The 25,488-nt window shown below is 34.8% G+C and carries 19 protein-coding genes; 2 read left to right on the top strand and 17 right to left on the bottom strand.

Annotated elements, in window-relative coordinates; genetic code table 11:
- Window positions 1–144: 144 nt before the first annotated feature.
- The 16 genes from AN964_RS00615 to sigW all read right to left on the bottom strand — a co-directional run bounded on the left by AN964_RS00615 (window position 145) and on the right by sigW (window position 22,247).
- Window positions 145–729 (bottom strand): hypothetical protein, encoded by a 585-nt coding sequence (locus AN964_RS00615; protein WP_055737866.1) that lies wholly within the window; start codon window positions 727–729, stop codon window positions 145–147.
- 391 nt (window positions 730–1,120) lie between these two features.
- Entirely contained in the window at window positions 1,121–1,366 is a 246-nt protein-coding gene (locus AN964_RS00610) for a hypothetical protein (RefSeq protein WP_055737865.1), read from the bottom strand.
- The gene (locus AN964_RS00605) at window positions 1,363–2,586 is read right to left on the bottom strand and encodes a DUF4062 domain-containing protein (RefSeq protein ID WP_055737864.1); all 1,224 of its coding nucleotides are present in this window, start codon (window positions 2,584–2,586) and stop codon (window positions 1,363–1,365) included. The genes AN964_RS00610 and AN964_RS00605 overlap by 4 nt, the downstream gene beginning before the upstream one ends.
- A 90-nt stretch (window positions 2,587–2,676) precedes the next feature.
- Complete coding sequence (locus AN964_RS00600) at window positions 2,677–5,019, bottom strand: S8 family peptidase (protein WP_055737863.1); 2,343 nt, start codon at window positions 5,017–5,019, stop codon at window positions 2,677–2,679.
- Window positions 5,020–6,159 carry an AAA family ATPase gene (locus AN964_RS00595; protein ID WP_055737862.1) on the bottom strand — a complete coding sequence of 380 codons (1,140 nt, stop codon included), beginning with the start codon at window positions 6,157–6,159 and terminating at the stop codon, window positions 5,020–5,022.
- Between the two features lie 517 nt (window positions 6,160–6,676).
- The gene (locus tag AN964_RS00590; protein ID WP_055737861.1) at window positions 6,677–8,209 is read right to left on the bottom strand and encodes a Tn7-like element transposition protein TnsE; all 1,533 of its coding nucleotides are present in this window, start codon (window positions 8,207–8,209) and stop codon (window positions 6,677–6,679) included.
- Entirely contained in the window at window positions 8,202–10,058 is a 1,857-nt protein-coding gene (locus tag AN964_RS00585) for a TnsD family Tn7-like transposition protein (protein WP_055737860.1), read from the bottom strand. The genes AN964_RS00590 and AN964_RS00585 overlap by 8 nt, the downstream gene beginning before the upstream one ends.
- A gap of 85 nt (window positions 10,059–10,143) precedes the next feature.
- Window positions 10,144–11,835 (bottom strand): ATP-binding protein, encoded by a 1,692-nt coding sequence (locus AN964_RS00580; protein WP_055737859.1) that lies wholly within the window; start codon window positions 11,833–11,835, stop codon window positions 10,144–10,146.
- Window positions 11,810–13,966, bottom strand: coding sequence for a TnsB C-terminal domain-containing protein (locus tag AN964_RS00575; protein ID WP_055737858.1), 2,157 nt, complete (start codon window positions 13,964–13,966; stop codon window positions 11,810–11,812). The genes AN964_RS00580 and AN964_RS00575 overlap by 26 nt, the downstream gene beginning before the upstream one ends.
- Window positions 13,963–14,802, bottom strand: coding sequence for a heteromeric transposase endonuclease subunit TnsA (locus AN964_RS00570; RefSeq protein WP_055737857.1), 840 nt, complete (start codon window positions 14,800–14,802; stop codon window positions 13,963–13,965). The genes AN964_RS00575 and AN964_RS00570 overlap by 4 nt, the downstream gene beginning before the upstream one ends.
- Before the next feature lie 151 nt (window positions 14,803–14,953).
- Complete coding sequence (glmS, locus tag AN964_RS00565; RefSeq protein WP_055737856.1) at window positions 14,954–16,756, bottom strand: glutamine--fructose-6-phosphate transaminase (isomerizing); 1,803 nt, start codon at window positions 16,754–16,756, stop codon at window positions 14,954–14,956.
- A 592-nt stretch (window positions 16,757–17,348) separates the two neighbouring features.
- Window positions 17,349–18,704, bottom strand: coding sequence for a phosphoglucosamine mutase (glmM, locus tag AN964_RS00560; protein WP_055737855.1), 1,356 nt, complete (start codon window positions 18,702–18,704; stop codon window positions 17,349–17,351).
- 32 nt (window positions 18,705–18,736) lie between these two features.
- Window positions 18,737–19,969, bottom strand: a complete 1,233-nt coding sequence (locus tag AN964_RS00555; protein ID WP_055737854.1) for a CdaR family protein — start codon at window positions 19,967–19,969, stop codon at window positions 18,737–18,739.
- Entirely contained in the window at window positions 19,962–20,789 is an 828-nt protein-coding gene (gene cdaA, locus AN964_RS00550) for a diadenylate cyclase CdaA (protein ID WP_055737853.1), read from the bottom strand. Before cdaA ends, AN964_RS00555 begins: the two co-directional genes overlap by 8 nt.
- A 262-nt stretch (window positions 20,790–21,051) precedes the next feature.
- The gene (locus AN964_RS00545; RefSeq protein ID WP_055737852.1) at window positions 21,052–21,678 is read right to left on the bottom strand and encodes an anti-sigma factor family protein; all 627 of its coding nucleotides are present in this window, start codon (window positions 21,676–21,678) and stop codon (window positions 21,052–21,054) included.
- A 5-nt stretch (window positions 21,679–21,683) separates the two neighbouring features.
- Entirely contained in the window at window positions 21,684–22,247 is a 564-nt protein-coding gene (gene sigW / locus AN964_RS00540) for an RNA polymerase sigma factor SigW (RefSeq protein WP_055737851.1), read from the bottom strand.
- 223 nt (window positions 22,248–22,470) lie between these two features.
- Between sigW and AN964_RS25260 the strand changes: the two genes are divergently transcribed.
- Window positions 22,471–22,635, top strand: coding sequence for an aspartyl-phosphate phosphatase Spo0E family protein (locus AN964_RS25260; RefSeq protein ID WP_083489166.1), 165 nt, complete (start codon window positions 22,471–22,473; stop codon window positions 22,633–22,635).
- A 161-nt stretch (window positions 22,636–22,796) separates the two neighbouring features.
- A complete protein-coding gene (locus AN964_RS00535; protein ID WP_055737850.1) occupies window positions 22,797–24,371 on the top strand; it encodes an IS1182 family transposase in 1,575 nt (524 codons plus the stop codon).
- 103 nt (window positions 24,372–24,474) lie between these two features.
- Here the strand turns inward: AN964_RS00535 and rocF are convergent, their stop codons facing one another.
- Window positions 24,475–25,374: an arginase gene (gene rocF / locus AN964_RS00530; RefSeq protein ID WP_055737849.1), complete on the bottom strand. Its 900-nt coding sequence runs from the start codon at window positions 25,372–25,374 to the stop codon at window positions 24,475–24,477.
- Window positions 25,375–25,488: the final 114 nt, after the last annotated feature.

Here is a 25,488-nt window from a genome sequence, read left to right as displayed (position 1 = left end):
ATAGGCATAATTTTTTACAATATTTTTGAGAACCACAGCTTTTTTCATTGTTCCATTAAAGCAAATGTTAGTTATCTTATTTATTTTGCGTGGTAGAATAAAAAAATAAAGCCCAGTATTCCAAGCTTTATCTATCTTAAATACTTATGAAGTTAGGTAGCATTTTTTACATAATGTTTTCCATCTATTTTCAGCATTTAACCATCTTTTTTTATGACATGAGGGACAAGGAATTCTTATCTTATGTAATTCCCATTTCAACTTTTCCCCGTTAAAAACGTACTTTTCATTTTCGTTTGAAGGATTAGGGATTTTTTTTACTCCTGCATCAATAATGCATTTCTGACAATAAAGTTTATTATCAAATTTAATTAGTTTTACAAACTTAATTCCTTTCAGTTCCCCGTCTATCACACCACAAGAACTACAAACAAGTCCATTTAATTTGTTCTGATAAAGTTTAATATTAATTTTACATATGTATTCATTATAACCATCATAGTAACGAACATCTGGAATAATCTTTGAACAACAATAGCAGTTTAATTCCTTTGTTCCAGATGGATAGGTAAATTCATAACCCGAACTGCCTTTCTTATCCGACTTAAGTTCAGCACTACCCAAAACATTTAAGACATTGTTAAATCCACAATGAGGGCATATTATACTGAATTGGTCTGTTCTACAATCCTTACAATCACATGGTCTACCCCAATCACAATTTGGCATAAAGCACGAACTCCCTCACTAAAATATTCTTTCTTTTAAGATAACATGTTAATAGATTCGGAAAAACATTTTTTTTCACATGGAATAAGGTGAAAATTACCGATATCCTCTCAATATAATTGTTCAGGAAATCACAGCTTTACGTACTATTAAAGAATTGTTGTTGGTTTGATTTAAAGTTTGAACAAAAATATGCTTTGAATGTTGATTTTATAAGAAAAAACCCCCTCCGTTTTGAAAAAAGATTACTCAAAACGAATGAGGTTAATTTTAGCTAAATTTATTTTTAATAAAAAGTTTGATTACTTAGGAGACTTTCCTCCATTAAGACTAGATAAAACTTGTTTCAAACATTTTTTGAAACAAGTAAATGGAAGGATAACTCATTTAATTACCTGTTTTCAAGTTGTCTATCCCAAGGCAGAATCTCATTAGATTCTCTTAGTACCTTATCTAGAGTAAATATATTTTTTGCAATCGCATTACTTACACTTTTTACTATAGGTGGATTACTCCTTACCACTATTGAGCATTTTAAAGATGATGCGGATAACGTATTTAGATTTTTCCTTCCACTTACTGCTGGGGAACGTTTAATAATAACGGAAGAATCATGTTCATAATCCTCTTTTCTCATAATTTCCCTCCTATCAGCAATTTTAAGTACTCGTAGAAATATTCATCTTCTTCTTTAATTATAGCATATTCGATTAAGTCAATGTGTGCCTTTACTTGATCATTATTCCACCGTTCAACTAAAGGAAAATGGAGACAAAGTACACATTCACCTATGGGTTCAGTTATATACAAAGTTTGTTTTTCTTCCCTATAAAAAATAATTTTCTCTTGTTGGTTAAATGCATCCACTACATAGACATTTGAATTAGTTAAATCAAAAGTATCAGGTGCAGTAACATTTCCAGTTGCCCCTAATAAAATTAATTTTTGGGGTGTGTTCTCATTATAATGATAAAGTGATGCAGCCTTACAACCTCTTATTATGTTTACTCTAGTCGGATTAAAGTCTGGAGCTACAATGATTTCTTTGTCCTTCTGTAAAAAATTAATTGCCTGTTCTAAAAAGTTTGACCAATTTCCAATTTCATTATTCATTATTAAGTTTTTTTCTGAAAGTAAGGTAAGTGTATAGTTAGCATAGTTCATTAAGTTAGCAGTTTGATTCTTAAGTTCATTTAACTTCGTTCTTTCAGGGATTAGATTTACAACTGACCTTAACGAAGTACTTAATAATGCAGATATATTCTTTGCTTGTTCCTGAGAACGTGCAATATCAAATTCGTATAACCAATAGCCATTACTATATATATCATATAAAAATGCCCAGATAAAAGGGTCTGCTTTTTCAAGTAAACTTTTGCCTAATTGACCATCTTTCATTTGGTCCCTTATCCAGTCTTTAAATGGAGTATATGGCGAATCAGGAACCCTATGGTGGTCTCTTAAATAACTTTCATAAACATTTTTCAAAGCATCTTTTAACGACATAAAACTTGCTTTTACTTCAGGGGATACAAAAACTAAGATGTGTTTTTTTTGATTTTTTGCTGCTTTATATTCTAAAAATGTTGGCGTAATATCACCATATAGCAAAGTACCTGAACCTTTATTGATCAAGAGAATTAAAACATCACTTGAATTGACTACATCAACACATTGTTGTAAGGTATCACTCTCCCATGATCCAAAGTCTCCATCTTCAAATATAGGAACCTCATGTCCGCTTTTCTCTAAATGATCTTTTACAATCTTTCTAGTATCTTTTAAAGCATCTTCATAAGCAGAACTAATGAAAATTCTAGTTCTATTAATCAGTTTAAACGACTCCTTCAATATCATTTGGTTAACAAAACAAATAATAAAGCTACGTACAATTGTAATTGCAAGTAGCTCTATAACTTTTTAAATTTATTTTCAAGTCACTTAGGACTAACGTACACTGATCTTAACCGGTGCGTTTTTAAGTCTAAGGTCTGTTGTTGCAAATGATTCGTTTAGTTTTTGAGCAACTTCATTATATACTGGTAATTCTCTTTTAGGATCTTTAATAGTTAATGCTATTACAAATGGTACTCTTTCCTTTTCGTCTAGGTTTCTCCAAGTAGGTAATACTTCTAAAATCATATCATCTGTACCTTGCCTACCTACAGGACTCTTAAATTCGACTTGCTTAATATTGGACCACTTTGATTCACTAGTTATTCTATCTCTTTCCCATTTTGCATCAAATGAAGCATCATCAGTTTTGCTTCCTTCTGTAATTTTTTTATAAGAATCGCTAATTTTTGTTCGAATACGAACATCAAGGTTGCACCTACAATATTCACTTCCATATCTTGCATTTAATGGAGTTTCATACCCCAAAGTTACAAGAATATTTCCTTTAATTTTTTGGTTTTCCTCATCAAAAAAAGATTCCGGAAAAGGGAACTCCTCAATTTTTATCCAACTGGTACCTCTTGAAGAATCAATTTCTCCTTCGAATAATAAAGTAATTTCATGCTCATCCCCATTTAAAATATCTGATATTCTTCGGGGCAAACCATATCCATATTCATAATGAGCTGATATTTCTTTTATTCTATCTTTACCTACTGGGTTTTTAGCACCATGTATTAACAATGTTTTCGCCATTAACGGATACATGTTCTGAGGATAAAGACTAAAATATTCAGCTATAATTGCTGATACCAATGGGGTAGAAAAGCTAGTCCCGAAATCTCCAATCCTTTTACCATTAGAATCTAATGAATATATAGGGTGGTTAGACGGATTACCACTAAAGTGTACTACATCAGGCTTTATCGAAAGGCCAATACCAGGGCCGACTCTTGAATAAGGAACTATCATATTCTCTTCTACAACATCACCTATACTGCTATTTAAAGCAATTGAGCCCACAGTAACTGATCTAACCGAATCAGCAGGCAATGTAATTCTATTAATACGACTATTTGTGGTATTTCCAGCAGCGACAACAAAAATCACATTATATCTTTTTTGTAGTTCATCAATCGATGCAGTGAATTCTGATACAAACCCTGTACATTGTCTCTTACTAGACAGAGATAAATTCCAAACTTTATACGTATCCGAGTATTCCTCTAAAGCCTGTTCAAGTGATGATAATAAATCATCTTCTCTTACTTTCTCTTTTTCTGGATCAGGAAGTACTATAACATCAAGTATCTTAACTCCAGAATCTACAACATTAGTTAAATTTTCATTTAATATGTGTCCGTAATTTATTATTCCTGCAACAAAATCACCATGATAATTATTTTGATTTGTTTCAATCACATAGTTATCAACATCTTCTACCCAAGGTTTTAGGTGGTGATTGTCAGAGGAAACACCAGAATCTACAATTGCAACTTTTGGGTATTCATTACCTGGCAACGAATTTATAATATCAATAATTTCATCTTCTACTAAAGCTTCCTGCGAGCCCGATTCAAAATAAACAAAACTAGAAACAGACTCTACTCCAGGAAAGTGGGAAGCTATTTGGATTATTTCATCAGACAGATAAGGAATCGCATAAACTTCTACAGAGTTAACAAAGTCCATTTTCCTAATTTTACTTCTATTTATCCCATAATCTTTTAATTGCTTTAAAAATGCAGTTAAAACTATTTGATTTATTTCCGAATCACCATAATTAAAAAACCTGACCTTAAACTCTTTGTCCTCTTTAATGTTAATCATTTCATCTTCGTTTAAATTTTCAACGACTAATTCATTATTATAAAGTTTTATATTATTTATACACGTGAGCTGATGAATAACTTCATACCATTTTTCTTTACTCTTAGTAACTGCCTCACGCTCATCTCTATAAAACAACCATTCTCTACGGTTATTTGGAACCACTTCAATGACATCATATATTAGTTCTATTAATGTTTCTAAAGAAGACTTAGATGCGCCAACGACAAGAACTCCGATATCCTGTACAGCAATAACTTCACTATTAATTTGATTTAATATAGATGTTGGCCTATGATTCTTTGCGATTTTATTATTTTGAAGTTCAAATAATATTGGAAAAGGATACTCCGATTTATTTCTAATAAAATCTGCATATCTTTCTAATTCAACATCTAAAATACTTTCTATTTGGGCTATTAATTTTTTAAAGTGTTTTCTTATAGTTGGACCTTCATCATAATACCAAGTCTTTGGACCTGGTGAAATTTTCATATGATTACCTCTTTGTCTGTCATTAGCTCTTAATCCTATCTGTTTTGCCGGAAAATCTGGATTAGCCAATTACTCCAACTCCCCTTGGATTTTTTTAAAATCACTTCTTATTGTATTGTGATGGCAATTTAATATTTGTCCTAACATTCTTAGACTAAAAGAAGGATTAATCTTTAATAAAAACTTTAATTTTTCTCTACGTACAGCGTCTGGGTCACCATCCAAATTAACATCTGTAGCGATATAATTGAAATATCCCTCAATAAAGTCTAAAAATTCAGTTTCTCTATTTTTTAATACTGCTGTTCGAACAGATTTTTTTAATATTTGCTCTATATCAGCTACAGATAAACTTTCAAATAAATCAACCAATACATCTAAGAAGTTCCTTTTATAGGTATTATAACCTATATCAGAGAGTATTTGGATAATTATTTCTCTTCTTAATTGTCTCTCAGGATAACTAATATTTAATCTAGTGCCGAATCGTCTCCAAATAGCTTTATCTAGTAAATTCTCATGATTCGTTGCACCAATTAAAACACTTCTATCATTTAAAAAATCAATATTCTGCAACAAGGAATTTACTACCCTTTTCAATTCACCTTGTTCATTTACATCGTCTCTTAGTTTTGCTATTGCATCAAATTCATCCAAAAATAGAATACAAGGGTTTTTTTTTGCATATTCAAATAACATTCTTATATTCTTTGAAGTGCTTCCTAAATATGATGAGATTAAAGTATCTAATCTTGCAATTACAATTGGTAAGTTGAGCCTTTTTGCAATAAAAAATGCTAATTCTGTTTTCCCACACCCTGGGGGGCCATATAATAACAAAGTAGAAGGGATATTTAACCCATATGATGCAAGACGATCAGATTCTTTATAAGAATCAATAAACTCATCTATTTGTTGTCTTAAAGATTCATTGTAGAACAGTGTTTTTTCTTCTATTTGAATCGGCATTAAGACTGTTGCTACTTCAAGTTTAGATTCACTATCAAATGGGACTTGCCTAGAATAGTTTATTGTATTTTCATCAAAACTACCTGATTTCATTAGTATTTTTTCTATTCTTTGTGATTTTTTTTCTTCACCATCATCTTTTAACTTTTTTGCTAATAAAGTAGCATAATCATTTACTTTCTGGGAATCTTTTTTTATTCCTCCTTCAATTATTTTTAATAACTCAGTATAATATTTCACGGTACATCCTCCTTACTAACATTATCCAAAAACCCTAAAAAACTATCCATATTTGTAATATTTTTATCCATTTACTTATATATACTATCCAAATCAGTGGAATTATTCAATGTTTTTTATATTTCAGCAGGGTAAGAAATAAAACAAAGAGATAGCATCCTCTATCTCTTTTACTTTAAGTTCTCTAGGAAGAAAGGTCGCAATGAATTAAGCAACCGACTAGAAGAAAAAAACAAATACCGATACATAACTAAAAACCATATCTCGAATCCACTTTAAGAGAACGGTGTAAAACTAATGATTTTTGAGAAGTTTATACAAAAAGACAACTTCCCCTATGGAATTAAATAGGAAGTTGTCTTTTTAGTATTTCTACTTCAAGTCGATACGGTAAATCCACCCACACAAAGGACGTTATTAGCTAAAAAAATATTTCATTAATTCTATCTTTCTTTAAGAAAGTCAGCAAAGATAATTAATGCTACCTCATATCCCAATTCTTCCTTAGATAATATTTCTATAGTAACTTGCTTAATAGGATTTCTGCCTTATGATGAATACTATTTTTACTGTGCTTTGCCTTAATTATATTAACTCCTTCATTTTGGCTGTCTCTTAACGATTTACTTGTCCAGGTACCACTATTATTAACCAAATTTACAAGCAAACGATTATACATAGGTTTCCATTCGTGAATAAAGGTAGCAGATAAAATTAACATCGACAATGATCGATTCTCTCGCTCCACTTCTAAAATATTAAACAGCTTTCCATTAACCATATATACTTCGGCAGTCACATATCTTCGTTTGGTTATACCATCACTTAATTTAGTAAACCTACGCTCTCCTAATCCATCTGGTAAAACATCCATAAACGCTCGAATTGCCTTAATTTGTGGATATTGTTCTAGAATCTTTAAAACATTAATAAAATCCTGTAGTTCACCTTGAGCTTGTATTTCGTGCAACATTTGATGCTCTAGCCCTCTTGCCAGTTTTTGACCTCCAGTGTCTGCTGTAGATCGAATTGAATTATTTTCCCCAAAGTATTTCTTTGTATTTTCATCCTCTCTTGTTCGCTGCTTTGAAGAACTACTTTTTATACGTTTAATTTTAGGTACCGATGTATATTCATGTTTCAACTGATTCATTTGTAAAAGATCAAAATCTTCGGTAGAACCACCGGCTTGTTCATCTAATGTAAGACCATCTTCATCGTCCTTTTTTTTTAGTAAACGATATGTGAATTTCTTTGCCTCATTAGATTTCTCTCGATCCAGTATTTCTGGATGCGAAATCGAAATATGTTCATACGGAATATATTTATTTTTCACATTAACAACTTGTAATACTGTACATGTGTTATTCTTTTCTTTTACACGAGCTATTATGGTGATCGGTTGTGTAAAATCCCATTCAAATTTCAAAGTCTTTTCTTGCAACCAAGTAAAGGCGATATTTTCATATACTTGTCGTATATCACTGTTCGTTAGCAGCCACGCAAGTTGATAGATAAACGTTGTCTTTGTATATTTCAACTCATATTGTGATGAAAAACTAAGATGAATTTTATTAGGTTCGTATGTTTCCGTGAAATATTGAGGAAATGAATTCGATTCAAACAAGCGATATAAAAGAAAGACATTCGGGGCTAAGATACTACGTAACACTTCAATAACAGGTAAAATAATATTCTTGCCATCATATGAGAATACGAAACTACGGGAGGTTGCAGAATCATCGCTACCTCGAATGTTCCATGGCCTTTCATAATACTTTACTCCGTTAGGATAAATGGTTATATCTACTTCTCGAGCTCCTTGAGGGGGATGACTTGTTGTTATGGTTCCATCTGAATAAAAGTGTTGAATTGCTAAGCAGGGTAAAGTTCCCCAGTCCATCAGAATTTTCTCTGTTCGCCCATGCACACGAAAATAAGCATGTATCATTATTTTACTTTCTTGTCGGAAGGGCTCACCAATCCAGATTAATTCGGCTTTTTCCCCCTTTACAAATGGCCAAACAATTTTAACCTGTTGTTTACTCATAATCATCCACTTCCTGTTTTGTTCGTATATACACTTCTAAATGAGGTTTTATTTCGTTAAAATGATTTGACTTCACAGCACCAATTCGTTGTACTTTCCATAGCAATACTGGTTCTTTTTTCAGTAACATACTGTCAATTATTTTACAGCAACGTCGAATCTGAAATTGTAGTGTAGATTCCGTAATTTTTTTTAGATATTTTTCAGTTTGTGGCAACTTATCAAGATGTTTCTCCAAATTTGGTAAGATTCCTAGGCGTTTCCCAATTATCGAAATTGTGATACGTATGGGCTTATCTATTTCAAGTAATTCTTTGTAAAGCTGTTTCACTTTAGAAAGATACTCCCGATCACGTATGCCCCAATCGACAATTGATTTTGGCTTCTCTTTCGCATGAACTATAGGTAACTGATCAAACAACCATTCATAATCGTGGCGATACAGGTACATATATTCTTTTGAGAAGCATTTACGTATTTGTGTTCTTGTATAACTTGGATAAAGCTGTATCCCTTTTATTAATTGGTTTCGATACATATGTAACTTAGGTGGGCAATACTTTTCAGATAATTCTTCCATTTCCGCAGCTAAGGAAAGTTGCCTCTTAACTGTTTTCGTATCTACTCCAAGTATTTTCGCTATTAATCTTGTACTGTACATCCCTTTAGCTGTTAGTTCATGTAATTTAGCCTTCCAAACATCCCCATAGGCTTTTGTACGTCCAATTCGATATTTATCTTCAGATAATCTATCAGGGCCTTTTCTAGCGTAAATAAAACCGCAAGAGCATTCAAACGTACCAATAGGTGCTTTTGATTTAAAATCTCTCGTAACATTTACTTCAGGAATCACACATTCCTTATAATGATTAGCTGCCTTATTTAAACAAGGCCATGGGCCACAACCGAAAGGACCTGTATCAGTTTCAACTTGTAAAAAAGAATCTACATCTTGTTCTAAGAAATAAAGCATAAGCAAATGACGGAAAGGATGTGAATGGCGTTTTAGATTGCGTGTAATGATCCTCAGCCAATTGTACTCATCATCAACATCGATTTCTGATTCATATTTAACTAAAAATCCTTTTGGAAACTTTGATTGAAATGCTTTGTATAGCTCATTCTGCCGAACTCGATTAGAAGTTGTTATTAATTTGTGCTCACGTAAAAGAACACGATATTTATGATTAATAGATTCTCTTGAAAATCGATCTATTGGGACTTGCAGCAATTGATAAGCCTTCTTTGCCAAAGCAATTTGAATAGCTTCGAACTCTTTTGGTTCAACTTCTTGAATCATTGATAAGTTCAGTGACCTTTTATCGAATCGAATAAATTCTATTCGACTCTGCTTTGAAGGATCTACAGGATACTTCTTTAATTTCAATTCATGATGCGCACAGAAATCAATTCCTTGTAGCTGATGCTCACGATGAATATAGGGTTCTCCATACTGATCAATATCATTAGCAGCACATTCTGGACAATAACAGAGCCAGTCTTTTTTACAAATACCTCCTGCGACCATCCCAAGTCTTATATAAAGTCCTTTTCCATCTCCTTGAACATCATGTAGAAGTTCTTTCTGGCGGTTCTTAGAAAGAAAAGGAGCATAGAAAGGATAAATTGTATGCTTGGCTAATAGGCTCTCAACAGAATAGTTAGAGCCAAATTGCTCAACTAGTACAGAAAAATGGCTGCCAATCTCTACACTTGGTATCACAGTACGACTTTGAAATACTTCTTCCAATGTGTCCTTACAATCGATATTGCCACTATAAAAGTGATAACGAGCAATCGCTGAATACATCAATTCATCAGGATATGGGTTCGTAAAGAACGGTAGCATCCAAAATCCCCCTAGTTTTATTCGACATACTTCTATCATGTCGATCAATCTAGGTTTTTAGACACCTCATAACTTAATTTCTAATTTACTTATAGAATTCTTGTAGTGGACTTTTAATAAATCCTTTTAATTTCAACAATTCATAAGGGTGTTGCTTTTTTTCAATTGCTGCTGTTCTTAATGTTAACAATGGCAATAATTCTCCCTTTTGCATCTTTGATTCTTTATTTTTTTTCTTTTGTTGATTTATTGTAATAGCTTGTTGAATTGAATCTGTTTTTAATACATTTAAATCTGTATCAATCGGGTTATTTTCAACAATTCTGATTATAATTCGCTTAATATCACTCAATTCCAGATTATCAAAAATTCCTAGTGAGGCTACCTCCACAGTTAAATTTTCTATCGTATCCTGTCGCTTATATCCCAAAGTATTTTGTCGTTCTTTCATCGCCTTTTTGATTTTACCTTCATACTCTGTGTTTTGCTTATGGTTAATCATCAGATCATCTAGATTAATCATAATATCCTCGTACTTATACATCGCTTTTAAATCGTTTTTACGAATTGCATTAAGCATTGGTTGGATAATTTTCATATCTTCTTTTGCTGTTTTCTTCAGAACACGTGGAGTAATTCTTTCTTCTTCATTTGATTCATCAAATAAAGCTCGCTCCTGTGCTAAAATAAACAAGTTTACTGCAACCGAAGTTATCCCCTGACATTCCTCATAAAAAGTCTTTTTCACATCTTCAGTAAGTTCTGAGCGTGTTTTAAGACATTGTAATTCCCATAAAGTTTCTAAAAAGAAATCCCATTCCTCACTGTCCTCAGCCATACGATCCCAAATAATCGCACCGTCACTTGCTGCACGACGAGCTTGTCTGAAGTTACCTTTAAATAATTGCTGTGCCTTTGAAGTACCAATTAATACTGTGGGGATACCAACTGTATTTGATAGTGTAACAAAGAAATTCAGCATTTCCTCTTGGTCGTTCTTGGAATGTAAAAGGTGCTGAATTTCATCGATGACTAGCATACCAATACCATACATACTTGCTAATGAAGTCATATGTAAAAGCATTGTTGATGTAATACGATTTAAGTAGCCGTACTTCTCTAGATAACGAGTTCCTAATAAGTCATCAATCGCTTTGAAAAAGCTTTTACAAAGTGTTGATAAGCTGCCATCATATGGACAATCAATTTTAAGCCAAACAATTTGTGTACGGTTAAAAGGCTGGCCTTTATACGTCTCATGCTTAATAACTTGAGGATACATAAGTAACAATCGTTCAATTGCTGTTGTTTTACCAATACCAGATATACCGATAATTGATAAACTATCTGCTGTAGAACGAATATAATTCAAGCGCTCATCAATATATTTATGAGCTTCTTCCTCATCTTCACGTAATTGGTGTAATACTCGAATACGTTCAAAAAACGTTTTCTCTAAAGGATTTCGAGCTAAGTAACCTCTACGTATTAGCGTAGAAAGTCTCCGTTCTACTTCAAAATGAATTGGTAAAGGCTGAATAAAGTTTTTCACACGTTTTAGCACATGATATCGGATATTCGTTTCACTTTGCTTTTCTTGCTGTGTAATACGTGGGGTCACCATAAATCGCTCTAGTACATTGTCTTCATCGAAAATACATGGAAGAGCTTCGATGAATGGATTGTTACTATACTCAGATAAAGCTTGTTCCCTATATGTTGCTTTCTCAAAATCACCTTTAAGGACAAGATTATTCGTCTTTTCCAAACTTCTCATCTCGCTTCTTCTTTAGTTTTTCCATTAGACGCGAACTGGATTTTTTAGGTATGTCATCTTGCACTTTTTCTTTTGTTACAAAATCAATAACATCTGGTTTATCACTGACTACAGCTAGCGATAAATCAAATTTCTCCTCTACACGATTTAACTGTTTTTCCGTATGTTTGTTATCTCTTATCGAAACAATTTTTTCTTTCTTACTTGTCGGTTGATTGAATGATTGCTTTTTCTTCTTCTCTGCTTTTTTTATTATTTCATTCATCATGGCATCCGTATTAATTGTTAGCTGTACTTGATGAGATCGTTCGATTTCTTCCAATTCACTACGTAGCTGTTGATAAAAAACGATTTCCTCTAAAAAGTCGTTTCGATACTGTTGGCTTGGCTCAAGTAATATACACGCTTCATAATCCATACCATTATCATGAGGAATATATATCTTCTCGACATTACGAGGATCATAAACAATTTCAATACTGCGATTTTTTAACTTCAAGTACCACTGTTCTTCAATTGCTTGTCGTGAACCATATAACAAGTTTTTAAACTTAATACCGGCTCTAGAAATTGTTGCCTTGCCACGTGGTAACACATTTAAGCGTAGAATATTACGATCGATTGTTCTTAATCGCCCTTTACTATTTTGAATGCCCCAGTTCCATAAATTAACTGGTGTTGGTACTAAACCGTCTGTAATCATTTCTTTTTCCATTGGATATTTATCAATGATTTTATGATTATGATGAAGGACTAGCGTAATAATTAATGTTGTGAACTCTTTAAGATTTAACGTAGCATCTAAACGATAATCTTGATCTCCACGTTCTCGATATTCCTTTTGAATTGCACCAGGAGCCTTCTGTTTTATCTTGCCGTTAAACGTACGAAATTTGCGCTCAACAATTCCTTTTAAATCTCCTCGGTATGCTGTCGTATTTTCTATTTTTATATTTAAGTTATTGATTAAATTTTCGACAGAATATCCTTCAAACTCTCCACGATCTGCAATAATAATTTCAGGTAAATGTTTTGTTGGCCATTGTTCCTCAGTAATCTCGATTCCATATTTCTTACAAAACTCCACCTTGTCTGCTACCATATTATCTAAAGCCATCATCGCTCCAATCCATGAAGGTCCTTCTAATCCAACATATAGTCCTGTTATTATTCGTGAATACACATCAATGACAGCATAAATAACAGGGCGACCAATGACTTTATTTACATCCAACGAGCTCACTAAATAAATATCTGCAATTGTAGCATCAATTTGAAAGCGAGTACCTGGACCATTCGTTTCCGATTTTGAATCACTTAAAATAGGACGATGCTTCAGTTCATATTCTTTAGCACTTTTACGGAACTGAATATCTTTCTTTGGATCTTCTATTTTCTTAAACCAATAGTAAAACTGATTGTAAGACGGTATTCTGTTTACTTCCCATACTCTATATTTCATTTCACCATTTTCTTTATAACGGTCGGAATAAAAATCACGCAATATGAAATGATAGACATCTTTTAATGAGTAGTTGTTCGTTTTTCGGTAAAATTTATTAATGGCATGCTCAAACTGAAGCTTCACTTCGTCTGTTATATTAATGCCAGTTTGATAATCTCCACTAATTTGCACTCTACGTGGACGACCTGTTTTGGCTTCTTTCAAAGACTTTGCTTTACCCTTGCCACCAGAATTTGCATAGTCTGGTAACATGGAATTTTTATTCATACCACGCTGCCAATAACGGCTAAGTAATTTTTTTATTTTCGTTTTTCCAACTCCACTTGTCTTAACGATTTCAGTAATTTTCTTTTCTCTTCCTTTTTTTCGTAGTAACTCACTTATATTAGGGAGGATATATTCTTCTACTGTTCGCCAATCTTCTTCACGTTTACGAATTTGAACTTCTGTGAGCTCATTATCTGGGATAGCTTTTGCATAAGGATCACTTACAACAAGCAGTTCATCTTGATTCATCTCTGTTTGTAAGTTTAAATAAAGTTCCCTTTGGGGCATAGCACTTGTCGTATCAATATTGACTATATATACATAAGATTCTTCTATCTCAATAACACGTAATCTTCTTGAATCAGATACATATTGAAGCACTTGGTTAATCAACATCATCCGTATTTCACCTTCTTCAGATTGCTATCATCAATCGACTTAATGGTGATTGGCTTTTCCAAATTTAAAGGCTCAATCATATCTATGATGATGATTTTTCGAGATAATAAATGATAAAACAACGTTACACCACTACCAAAAGGCAAATGCGTATCTGTATCAAATTCATTTGTGATTTTACGAATGCTTTCTGTAGTTCCTAATAACCTTTGCATTAAAGAAATAGATAAGTCTTCAATATGCTGTGCACTCATTTCTCGAAATACATCATAATCTCGAATGTCATAGTAATCGTGGATAAAACTGATGTTTCTTGCCATTGTTTTAAGTATTTCTTCTTCTGTTACAATGCCCCAATCAATTCCTTTTCGATGCCAATACTCACGTTCAATCTCAAACTTTTCAAGTATACGCTCTTTTAATAATTCATCCTTCATTTTAATTGTATGAGCTACTTCAAATACGCTTTGTCCATTATTAATCGTTAATAAAAAATCCGTTGTCATCACAATCGGTTCTCCCGTTCTAGGATCGGTAGGATGTTTAATACCTAACTCATCTGCAATGACAATTGTTTCTTCCAATGGAAGTAAAGGAAATTGTTCACGAATATCAAGAACCAAATCCGAATATTCAGTAATATAAAAGTAGTTTCGTTCTAAATCTGATAAAAACTCATGCTGCCTTTTTGTCTTAATTCCTTTCAAGCGAGTAGATCTACCTAACGAAGATACATCTTGGATCTTTAACCATGGTTTATATTCTGAACCAATTCCTGAGCCACGACCTTCCTTAATCCACTTCTCAATTTTAGATGTTCTTTTTCTTTTAGACATAAAAACACCCCTTTAGACAATCATATCTAAAGGGGAAAAGCTTCGCAACTTTCTTTAAAACATCGTGACTTTCTTCAAAACATCGCATCTTTTTTATAAACATCGCGACTTTATTTCAAATCCACAACATCATCTATTCTTCAACTAACCATTACTCCACTGTGACACTTTTCGCCAAGTTACGTGGTTTATCCACATCACAGTCGCGATGAAGGGCAGCGTAGTATGCGATTAGTTGTAATGGTACTACAGAGATAAGAGGTGTTAATAATTCGTGTACTTCCGGTATGATGAAACGGTCTTCATCTGTTTCTAAGCCTTTCATGGAAATGATACAAGGGTTTGCACCACGAGCCGTTACTTCTTTGACATTACCACGAATGCTTAAGTTGACATTCTTTTGTGTTGCCAACGCGATGACAGGTGTTCCTTCTTCGATTAAAGCGATGGTACCATGCTTTAATTCTCCACCGGCAAAGCCTTCTGCTTGAATATATGAAATTTCTTTTAACTTTAGTGCCCCTTCAAGTCCTACATAATTGTCAAGGGAACGTCCGATAAAGAAGCAGTTACGAGTTACAGTTAAATACTCATAAGCAATTTTTTCGATTTCTTCCTTCGAATCACACAATACTTCCATTGCATTTGCGACAATACCAAGTTCATGAATAAGGTCGAATTCTTCTGCAATTCCTTTTACTTTTGCAGTAACGCTTGCAAGGATGGAAAGCACGGCTATCTGTGCTGTGTATGCTTTTGTTGAAGCAACTGCAATCTCTGGTCCTGCATGTAATAATAAAGTATAGTCTGCTTCACGTGAAAGTGTAGAGCCAGCAACATTCGTGATCGTTAATGCCTTATAGCCTAAATTCTTCACATTTACAAGCACAGAACGGCTATCTGCTGTTTCCCCGCTTTGGGAGATGAAAATAAATAAAGGCTTTTCACTTAAAAGCGGCATATTGTAACTGAACTCACTTGCTACATGCACTTCTACTGGAATTTTTGCGAGCTTTTCGATTAGCTGCTTACCTACAAGTCCAGCGTGGTAACTCGTTCCACACGCTACGATGTAAACACGGTCGGCTTCTTTTAGAGCAGCAGTAATATCGGAATCAATTGCTAGTTCCCCATTAATATCCTGATACGCCTGAATGATTTTTCTCATTACAAGAGGCTGTTCATCGATTTCCTTCAACATGTAGTGAGGATAGGTTCCCTTTTCAATATCACTTGCATCAATTGAAGCGGTATATGGATCACGTTTAACTTGGTTGCCTTGGAGATCCTCAATGACAATTGCATTATTCGTAACGATGACCATCTCTTTATCCATTAGTTCGATATATTGATTCGTTACCTGAATCATTGCCATCGCATCACTAGCAACTACATTAAAGCCTTCTCCAACCCCGACTAGGAGCGGACTCTTGTTTTTCGCAACATAAATAGTGCTATTATCTTCCGTATCTAATAATGCAAGTGCATAGGAACCAATAAGTAGAGTAAGAGTTTTGCGGAATGCTTCCTTCGTAGAAAGCCCCTCACCTGCAAACTTTTCAACTAGTTGAACAATGATTTCCGTGTCCGTTTCACTTCTTAGTTCAACATCCTTTAAATACTCCTGTTGCAAGTGGGAATAGTTTTCAATTACTCCATTATGAACAAGCGTAAAACGGCCTGATGCACTCTGATGGGGATGAGCATTTCCTTTGCTCGGAACACCGTGAGTTGCCCAGCGTGTATGTCCAATTCCCTTTGGAGCTTGAACTTCCTCCGAAACAATTGCACGAAGATCTGCAATTCTTCCCTTTTCTTTGAAAACATGAACCATATTTCCGTTCTGCAACGCAATACCTGCAGAGTCATATCCTCTATATTCAAGCTTTTCTAAGCCTTTTAGTAAAATTTCCTTCGCATCTTTTTGTCCAATATAACCTACAATACCACACATTTTGTATCTTCCTCCCTAATAATAGGGGCAAGAATACTAGGAGCATTCCTGCCCCTTATCTCTGCTTTTTAGTTGGTAGTTTTCCTGTTCATATAAATCATCTAATCTTTTCCTGATTTCGTATCTGCTGTGAAATAGAAACATAGATTCATTAATGAAATAGGATCTTTTCCACTTTTCTTTTTCCTTTGTGCACCAAGTCACCTCAGTGTTTTAAGAAAAAGACATCGACTGTGTGTGGCAGCCGGGAGGTATCCGCCGAAATCCTCGATACTCCTCCACCTCGTCAACTAAACCTCTACGTTTAGTTCTGGCGCTTTTAAATAAAATATTGTGACACTATCCTCCTTTTCCCTTTGATGTTAACTCCAATTAAAAAGCACCATTATCTTACCTTACTTTAGTGCTTTTCGTCAATAAAAAACTTTTTTTCGTTTCAATTGTTGCTTTTCATCATTTGTTTTTAGTCTAAAAATAGGTAATTTTTGAGGTTCTTAATTTAAAAAAGCAACAAAGAAAAAGAGCTATAAAAAACATTACATAAATAAAATATGCATACGGGATTGGAAGGTGACCCGTATGCATATCCATTTTATTTTTCCACTTTTAATCCCATTTCTTTTTCCACAACTTCTACAATTCGACGCACGTATTCTTCACATTTTTCTTCAGTCGGCGCTTCTGCCATTACACGAACTAATGGTTCTGTTCCGGAAGGGCGGACGAGAATTCGACCATTACCTCCCATTTCTGATTCTACTTCTTGGATAATGGCTTTTACACTTTCATTATCCGTCACATGATATTTATCTGAAACCATTACATTCACAAGTTTTTGTGGATATTTTTTCATTTCCTTTGCAAGCTCGGATAATGGCTTTTTCGTCGCCTTCATAATATTAACAAGCTGAATACCGGATAACAGGCCATCCCCTGTTGTATTATAATCTAAAAAGATAACATGTCCGGATTGTTCACCGCCAAGGTTATAACCGTCATTTTTCATTTCTTCCACTACATAACGATCCCCGACAGCGGTTTGAATACTCTTAATGCCGAGTTCCTCCAGACCTTTATGAAATCCTAAGTTACTCATAACAGTAGATACCACCGTAGAATGCTTTAAACGGCCTTCACTCTTAAGGTATTTTGCACAGATATACATGATCTGATCGCCATCCACGATTTCACCATTTTCATCCACTGCAATCATGCGGTCGCCATCACCATCGAAGGCAAGACCTACATCCGCTCCTTTTTCTTTTACAAAAGCGGCTAGATTTTCGGGATGTGTAGAACCGACACCTTCATTAATATTCAATCCATCCGGAGATGCTCCCATAGTAGATACATCCGCATCAAGATCAGCGAATAGATGCGTTGCTAAAGAAGAGGTTGCGCCATTAGCACAATCTAATGCAATATGAATGCCTGAGAAATCTTCTTCAACCGTTTGCTTCAAAAATTGTAAATATTTTTGACCACCTTCAAAGTAATCGTTTACCATACCAAGATCTTTCCCAACTGGACGCGGTAGATGATCCTCTTGCTGGTCAAGTAATTCTTCAATTTCCAGCTCCTGTTGGTCCACTAGCTTAAAGCCGTCAGATCCGAAAAACTTAATTCCATTATCGGCAACCGGATTATGGGATGCAGAAATCATAACTCCAGCCTGAGCACCTAACGCTTTTGTTAAAAAAGCAACACCAGGTGTTGAAATAACACCTAAACGCATGACCTCTGCTCCTATGGAAAGCAAGCCGGCAACTAGTGCACCTTCCAGCATATGACCGGAAATACGAGTATCACGACCAATTATAACCTTAGGTCGCTCCGAATTTTTTGTTAATACATATCCACCATAACGTCCGAGTTTAAATGCCAGTTCGGGTGTTAATTCTGTATTAGCAATCCCTCTTACTCCGTCAGTACCAAAATATTTACCCATAAAATCTTTCTCTCCTTCTTTAAATCCATTGTCTATACATTACTTTGATTTTTTTCAGTTAAACGAATTTTTGCCTTCTTACTGGATAACTCCCACGATAAGTCGTTTGGCCCGTTAACTTCTATGTTCACATTATGATCACCAGGTTTTAACCCCGATAAGTCCAGAAACACATCAAAATTATGATCGTCTAAGTTCTTAAGCTCTTGACTTGGACCCGTCACATTTAGGTCCACAAGACCATCAGAAGGGGATAGGAATTCTAAATCATAATTATCATCCAAACCTTTACTGCTCAACTTAATATTCGAAAAGGTTTTTTGTTCCACCTTATCCCGCACCTTTACCTTTACCTTCACCGTTCCTGGATCCAGTTTATTAACGTCTTTAGGACTCTTCAATGGAACAGTAAGATCCGTATCTTTAGCAATTTTGCTAATATCAACATCTAAGGTTAGGGCATCAATGGTTTTTAATACATCGCTCTTTCCGTAAATAGTCACATTCTTTGGATCTGTCGAGATACTGTCAATGACCACCCCATCCTGCTCTTTTCCTGTAGGGTTAATGGTAATTGGCACCGTCTTACTTGGATTCTTTACTGGTATGTTAACCTGCACAGTACCGGGATTCACTGACACATCTAATTTGTTAAAATTACGGTCGAGAACTTGTACCCATGCATCTTTCGTTATATCGGCATCAATGTTCTTATTGACATTTAATGCCGCTCTTACATAGCTAATTTTATCAATAACATCTTTTGCACCGGTGATTTTAACGGTTTTCGGACTAACAGTTGGCTGTTCCGCCTCAAATCCTTCCGCCAGTAAATCCGAATTAAATTCTGCGGTAACTGGCTTTTCAACGGTGACCTTTTCTTGTACAGATACTTCTACCGCTGCAGGGGAAATTTTTGCTGTTAATTTATCCGAAAGACCCTTTGTCTTTAGTTTCACTCTTTGACGCCCAATTTTGGCATTGCTTAAATCAACAAACACACTGAAATCTCTGGAGCTTTTTGCAAACTCAACAAGATTATTAGGGCCGGAGAGTGTTACCTCCACCGTTTTAGGAACTCCCGAAACAACGGTATTTTCCTCATCATAATAAAGTACAACCGGCATTTGTACGGTTGCTTCCCCTTTATTTGATTTAATGTTTTTAAAGAGACTTTGATTATCATGTACGGAAGTAAATAATAAAAGGGCTAGGAGCAGTGCAAGAATTCTAATAAACCATTTACTTTCCATAAATTTATCCATGCTTCTTCACCCTCCAATTCCACTTTGATGAGGAAGCCTGTTTATCATGATCTACGTCAAAAAGTTCTTTTTCCAATAAGTGTTTAAATTGCTCTATCGTAAGGTCACGATGTAATTCACCATTTTTCGTTAAGGAAATACCACCTGTTTCCTCGGAAACAACAATCGTCACACTATCTGTTACCTCACTGATTCCGATTGCTGCCCGATGCCTTGTACCAAGTTCTTTTGAAATAAAAGGACTTTCAGATAATGGCAAATAGCATGCTGCCGCGGCAATTTGGTTTTTTTGAAGAATAACAGCACCATCATGCAAAGGAGTGTTTGGAATGAAAATGTTGATCAAAAGTTCCGAGGATATCGCCGAATTTAGCGGTATACCCGTTTCTATGTAATCACTCAATCCGGTTTCCCTTTCAAATGAGATTAATGCACCAATTCTCCGTTTTGCCATATAGCTGGTCGCTTTAACCAGAGATTCAATAATCCGGTTGCGTTCCTCATCCTCATGGACATTTCCGCGTGAGAAGAGTTTCCCTCGCCCTAATTGTTCGAGCGCCCTTCTCAATTCCGGCTGGAAGATGATGATAACTCCTAAAAATCCCCATGTAATTACTTTGTCAATCATCCAACCTAACGTATTAAATCCTAGAACGCCACTTAGTGCTCTGGCAAGAACAATGACGATGATTCCCTTTAACAGCTGAACCGCTTTTGTACCGCGAATCACCATTAATAGCTTATATATCACGTACCAAACGAGGAGTATGTCTACTATACTGGATAGATAATCTAAGACAGTGAAATTAGCAAACGACATCTTTTGTCCTCCATTAGTTTTTAATCAGAGACTCTTTTCTTAACTTTATTCATTCAAAAACCAGATCAATTTAAATGATGCAATTTTTAAGATAAGATGCCCCTAAACAATACTTGTTTTATTATTATTTTACACATAATGCGAATAGCAATATTTTACGAAAACAGCTTAATTAAAAAATTGCTTAGTTATTATTATACCATATTATAAGAAAACAAAATAAAAGGAAACAATCCTGCATAAATTGCTTCCTTAGTAACATTTATTTAAAATAATTTACTATCTTCTTTCCCGTATCCTTCATTTCGAACCATAGCCAATCGTATATTTCATTAATTTCCTTTACATTTCCGGTGACATTTCCTGCTGATGCCATGTATTTCTTTCCGTTAATTACGGTGACATCCCCTTCTACTTTGCCATCTACTCGCAGGTCGCCATTCTTCACCACGAGATCACCTTTAATTACCTCTCCCTTTGGTACTATCACTGTGTGGTCCTTTACTATTAAGTGCGGGTTTTTCGTAAAGGAAAACTCATGATCATCATTCCACACTGAGAAGACAGTGCCTCCCATCAAAATAATAAATACAGAAACTGCAACTAATAGTGGATGGACTCTGATCCAGCGTTTTATTCCTGCTTGAAGCTGCTCCTTAGGCAATTGTGCCATTACTTTTTTTGTAAAATCATGCGGAGCAAATATATGTGAACCACTTTTAACATAGGCAACAGTTTTCTTGAGCTCTTGAAAATGCTTTCCACAATCAGGACAATGTTGTATATGTTCTTTAAGCACTTGTTCCTCATTCGCTGTTAGTTCACCATCTAGATATTTGTGCATATAGAGAATAATTTCTTCAGAACAAGTATTCAATTTCGTTCTCATCCTCTCTATAAATTTCGAAGTTGCTTTCGAAGTGCTTCTCGTCCTCGATGTATCCTTGTCTTTACCGTTCCAAGGGGTAAATTCATTATTTCACTTATCTCATTTAACGATAAGTCTTCTACATATTTCAATACAATGACCGAACGATATTTTTCGGGTAAATGGTAAATGGCCTGCTGAATATTTTCTTGCAGCTCTATATTTTCAACTTCCACATCAGGTAATCGGTCATTGGAAGGAATTTGTGAATATAAAGTAAGCCCGTCAGTTCCTGACACTTCAGCATCTAAATAATAATCAGGCTTCTTCCTGCGTAATCGGTCGATACATAAATTTGTTGCTATGCGATAAAGCCAAGTAGAAAATTTTCGTTCCTGCTTAAAGCTTTCAATATTTAAATACGCACGAATAAAAGCTTCCTGTGCCACTTCCTCCGCATCATGACGATTCCCCAACATACGATAACATATTTGAAAAACCTTGTCTTTAAATAGCTCTACTATGTCTTCATAAGCATTACGATCACCTTTTATAACTTGCTTAATTCTCTTTTTTACAAGCATTTCCATCTAGTTTCCCTCCGCCCTAGCGGCTATACATTGTTACGAATGAATAGCAAAAAGGTTTCAAAAAAATCTATACTTCTATATTATCAAATATTTACCAATGAATGTTTTATTTTTTACAAAAATGGATAAACAGTAAATAATAAACGCAAATACAAGCATTAGGAAATTTTTCGGAAGACCATGCTGTAAGGATAGTCTTCATTAGAAAAGAGGAGGTTTTTATATGAAGATGCAAAAGATAATATCTAATATTGAAGAAAAACGAAAAGAAATGATTGAACTTGCATTAAAATCCTCTTTTAACAATGAAAAAGTTATTGAAGCGAGTGACAAATTAGATCAGCTACTTAATCAATATGAAGTGTTAAAAAGAAGTATGAAAGAATAAAAAAGAGGCTGGGACAAAACCCGCCTCTGAGATGAAAAAGCCGGTGAAATTTTACGACAAGTAAAATTTCACCGGCTTTGATTATTTTTTGAATAAAAATAAGGACCGCTTCTGATAAAATTAAGTCACCACAACAAAATTATACAGAAAGAAGGATCCTTATGTTTAAAAATTATACCATGAATCAATTAGTTTTGCCTTTAGATTTAGAAGTAAAATTACAAAAAAATGATATTGCCTTCCATGTCCATCATTTAGTTGAAAGCATCCCTCTTGAAGCGTTCGAACCATTTCTGCGAAATAATGGCTGCCCTGCCTACCATCCACGCATGATGCTTAAAATTATCTTATGTGCTTACACGCAATCTATCTTTTCAGGACGCAAAATGGAAGCCCTATTAAAAGACAGTATCCGTATGATGTGGTTAGCTCAAGGTTATCAACCAAGCTACCGCACCATCAACCGATTCCGTGTTCAATCAGAAGTGAAAGATTTAATTCGCCAATGTTTCGTCCAATTTCGTTGCCAATTGATCGAAGAAAAACTTATCGATCAAGAAGCGGTTTTTATCGATGGTACAAAGATTGAAGCGAATGCGAATAAATTTACGTTTGTCTGGAAGAAATCGATTGAGAAATATCATCAAAGTTTAATTGAAAAGTCAAACCAGCTATACAATGAACTGCTTGAAAATGAAATTATACCTGAAATGGAACGTGAAAGCGATGAACAGTTATCATTGGAAGAACTCGCTCAATTGGTTCAAAAAGTGGACGATGTCGTAACCGAGTATGATAAACAAATAGAAGCATCATCAGACGTTCCAGAACGAAAAGCTTTAAGAAATGAACGGAAATACCCAAAACAAGTGCGAAAACAGTTGATTGATTTTGTCCTGCGAAAACAGAAATACCAACAAGACATTGAAATCTTTGGCACGCGTAATAGCTATTCTAAAACAGATCCAGATGCGACATTTATGCGAATGAAAGATGATTATATGCAAAACGGACAATTGAAAGCTGGTTACAATGTACAAATCGCAACGGAGGGCCAATACGCGCTTGCCTATAGTTTATTTTCAAACCCAACAGATACGCGTACGTTAATTCCATTTTTAGATGAGATCGAGCAGCATTATTTCGAGTTACCGAAACACATTGCCGCAGATGCAGGTTATGGTAGTGAACAAAACTTTAATGATATCCTTTTGAAAAGAAAACGAGAAGCACTTATTACATATAATATGTATTTGAAGGAACAAAAGAAAAAGTACAAACAAAACACTTTTAATCCCGACAACTGGAAGTATGATAAAGAAACAGATACCTATACATGCCCTAATCAGAAACGTCTTGAATATCAATATCATTCAGTCCGAAATGACCGTACAGGCTTCCAACGGAAGTTCAAAATCTACGAGTGCGAAGACTGTTCGGGATGCCCATTCCGTTCATCCTGTACAAAAGCAAAAGAAGGCAACAATCGAAAACTAATGGTGAATGAAAAATGGGAACAGCAAAAAGAATATGTAAGAGCGAAGCTTTCAGAAGAGAAAACGAGTGCCATCTATCGAAAACGCAAAATCGATGTGGAACCAGTTTTTGGATTCTTGAAGGCTAATTTGCGTTTCGCTCGATTTTCTGTACGAGGAAAATCGAAGGTAGAAAACGAAATGGGCCTTGCGTTAATGGCAGTGAATTTAAGAAAATTCACTGCCAAACAACTAAGGTAATAGAAAATTTAAACGCAAAAATAGAGAAAGGTGAATTTGAGTTCCCTCAAATTCACCTTTCTCACTATTTGAAGCTAGTTATGTCCCAGCCTCTAGATTATGATTATAATAGCTTTTCCCCAAATAATGAACACATTAAACCTACAGCAACATCTGCTGTTTTATTCTTGTCATCGAGAATTGGATTGACTTCAACAAATTCTGCTGATGTGATGATACCCGATTCAGCAAGCATCTCCATTGCTAAATGACTTTCGCGGTAGCTTATTCCTCCCATTACAGGGGTTCCCACACCTGGACAGTCGTTTGGATCTAATCCGTCTAAATCTAATGATAGGTGAACACCATCCGTACGATCCTTTAAGTATTCAATCGTTTCCTCTATTACTCTTGTCATACCCATACGATCAATTTCATGCATGGTATACACTTTAATGCCCTTTTCCTTAATTAACTCTCTTTCTCCTTCATCTAGATCTCTAGCTCCGATCAGAACGATATTTTCATATTTTACTTTCGGGCAATAACCGCCAATATTCGTTAATGTTTCATTCCCAAGCCCTAAACTTGCAGCAAGCGGCATTCCGTGAATATTGCCTGAAGGAGAGGTTTCTGGAATATTTAAATCTCCATGAGCATCATACCAAATTACACCTAGGTTTTTATAATGTTTAGATACTCCTGCTAAAGTACCAATAGCAATACTATGATCTCCTCCTAAAATTAGAGGAAAATCACCTTTTTCAACAATCTCATTAACTTTAGAAGCTAATATTTCACTCGCATCTGCAACCGCTTTCAAATTCCTTAAATTTAATTCTGCATCATGCAATCTTTCTGCTTTGCCAATTTCTATATCATCCATATCATGAACTTCGTATCCAAGCTTTTCAATACGCTCTACAACATCCGCATACCGAATCGCACTCGGTCCCATATTAACCCCTCTGCGAGTCTGTCCTAAATCCATCGGGACACCAAGAATCGAAATATTCTTTTTCATATAAAACCCTCCTTTTCCCTTATACGCTTATTGTATACAGGAAAAAGAAATGACTCAACTCGACAACTTTCTGTATATATATTCAATTAAAAAAGCTGTGAAAATTTCTCACAG

The sequence above is a fragment of the Heyndrickxia shackletonii genome (assembly GCF_001420715.1).
GTDB lineage: Bacteria > Bacillota > Bacilli > Bacillales > Bacillaceae_C > Margalitia > Margalitia shackletonii.
Note: the sequence above shows the minus strand (reverse complement) of the source record. Positions and strands in the feature narration are given on the sequence as shown.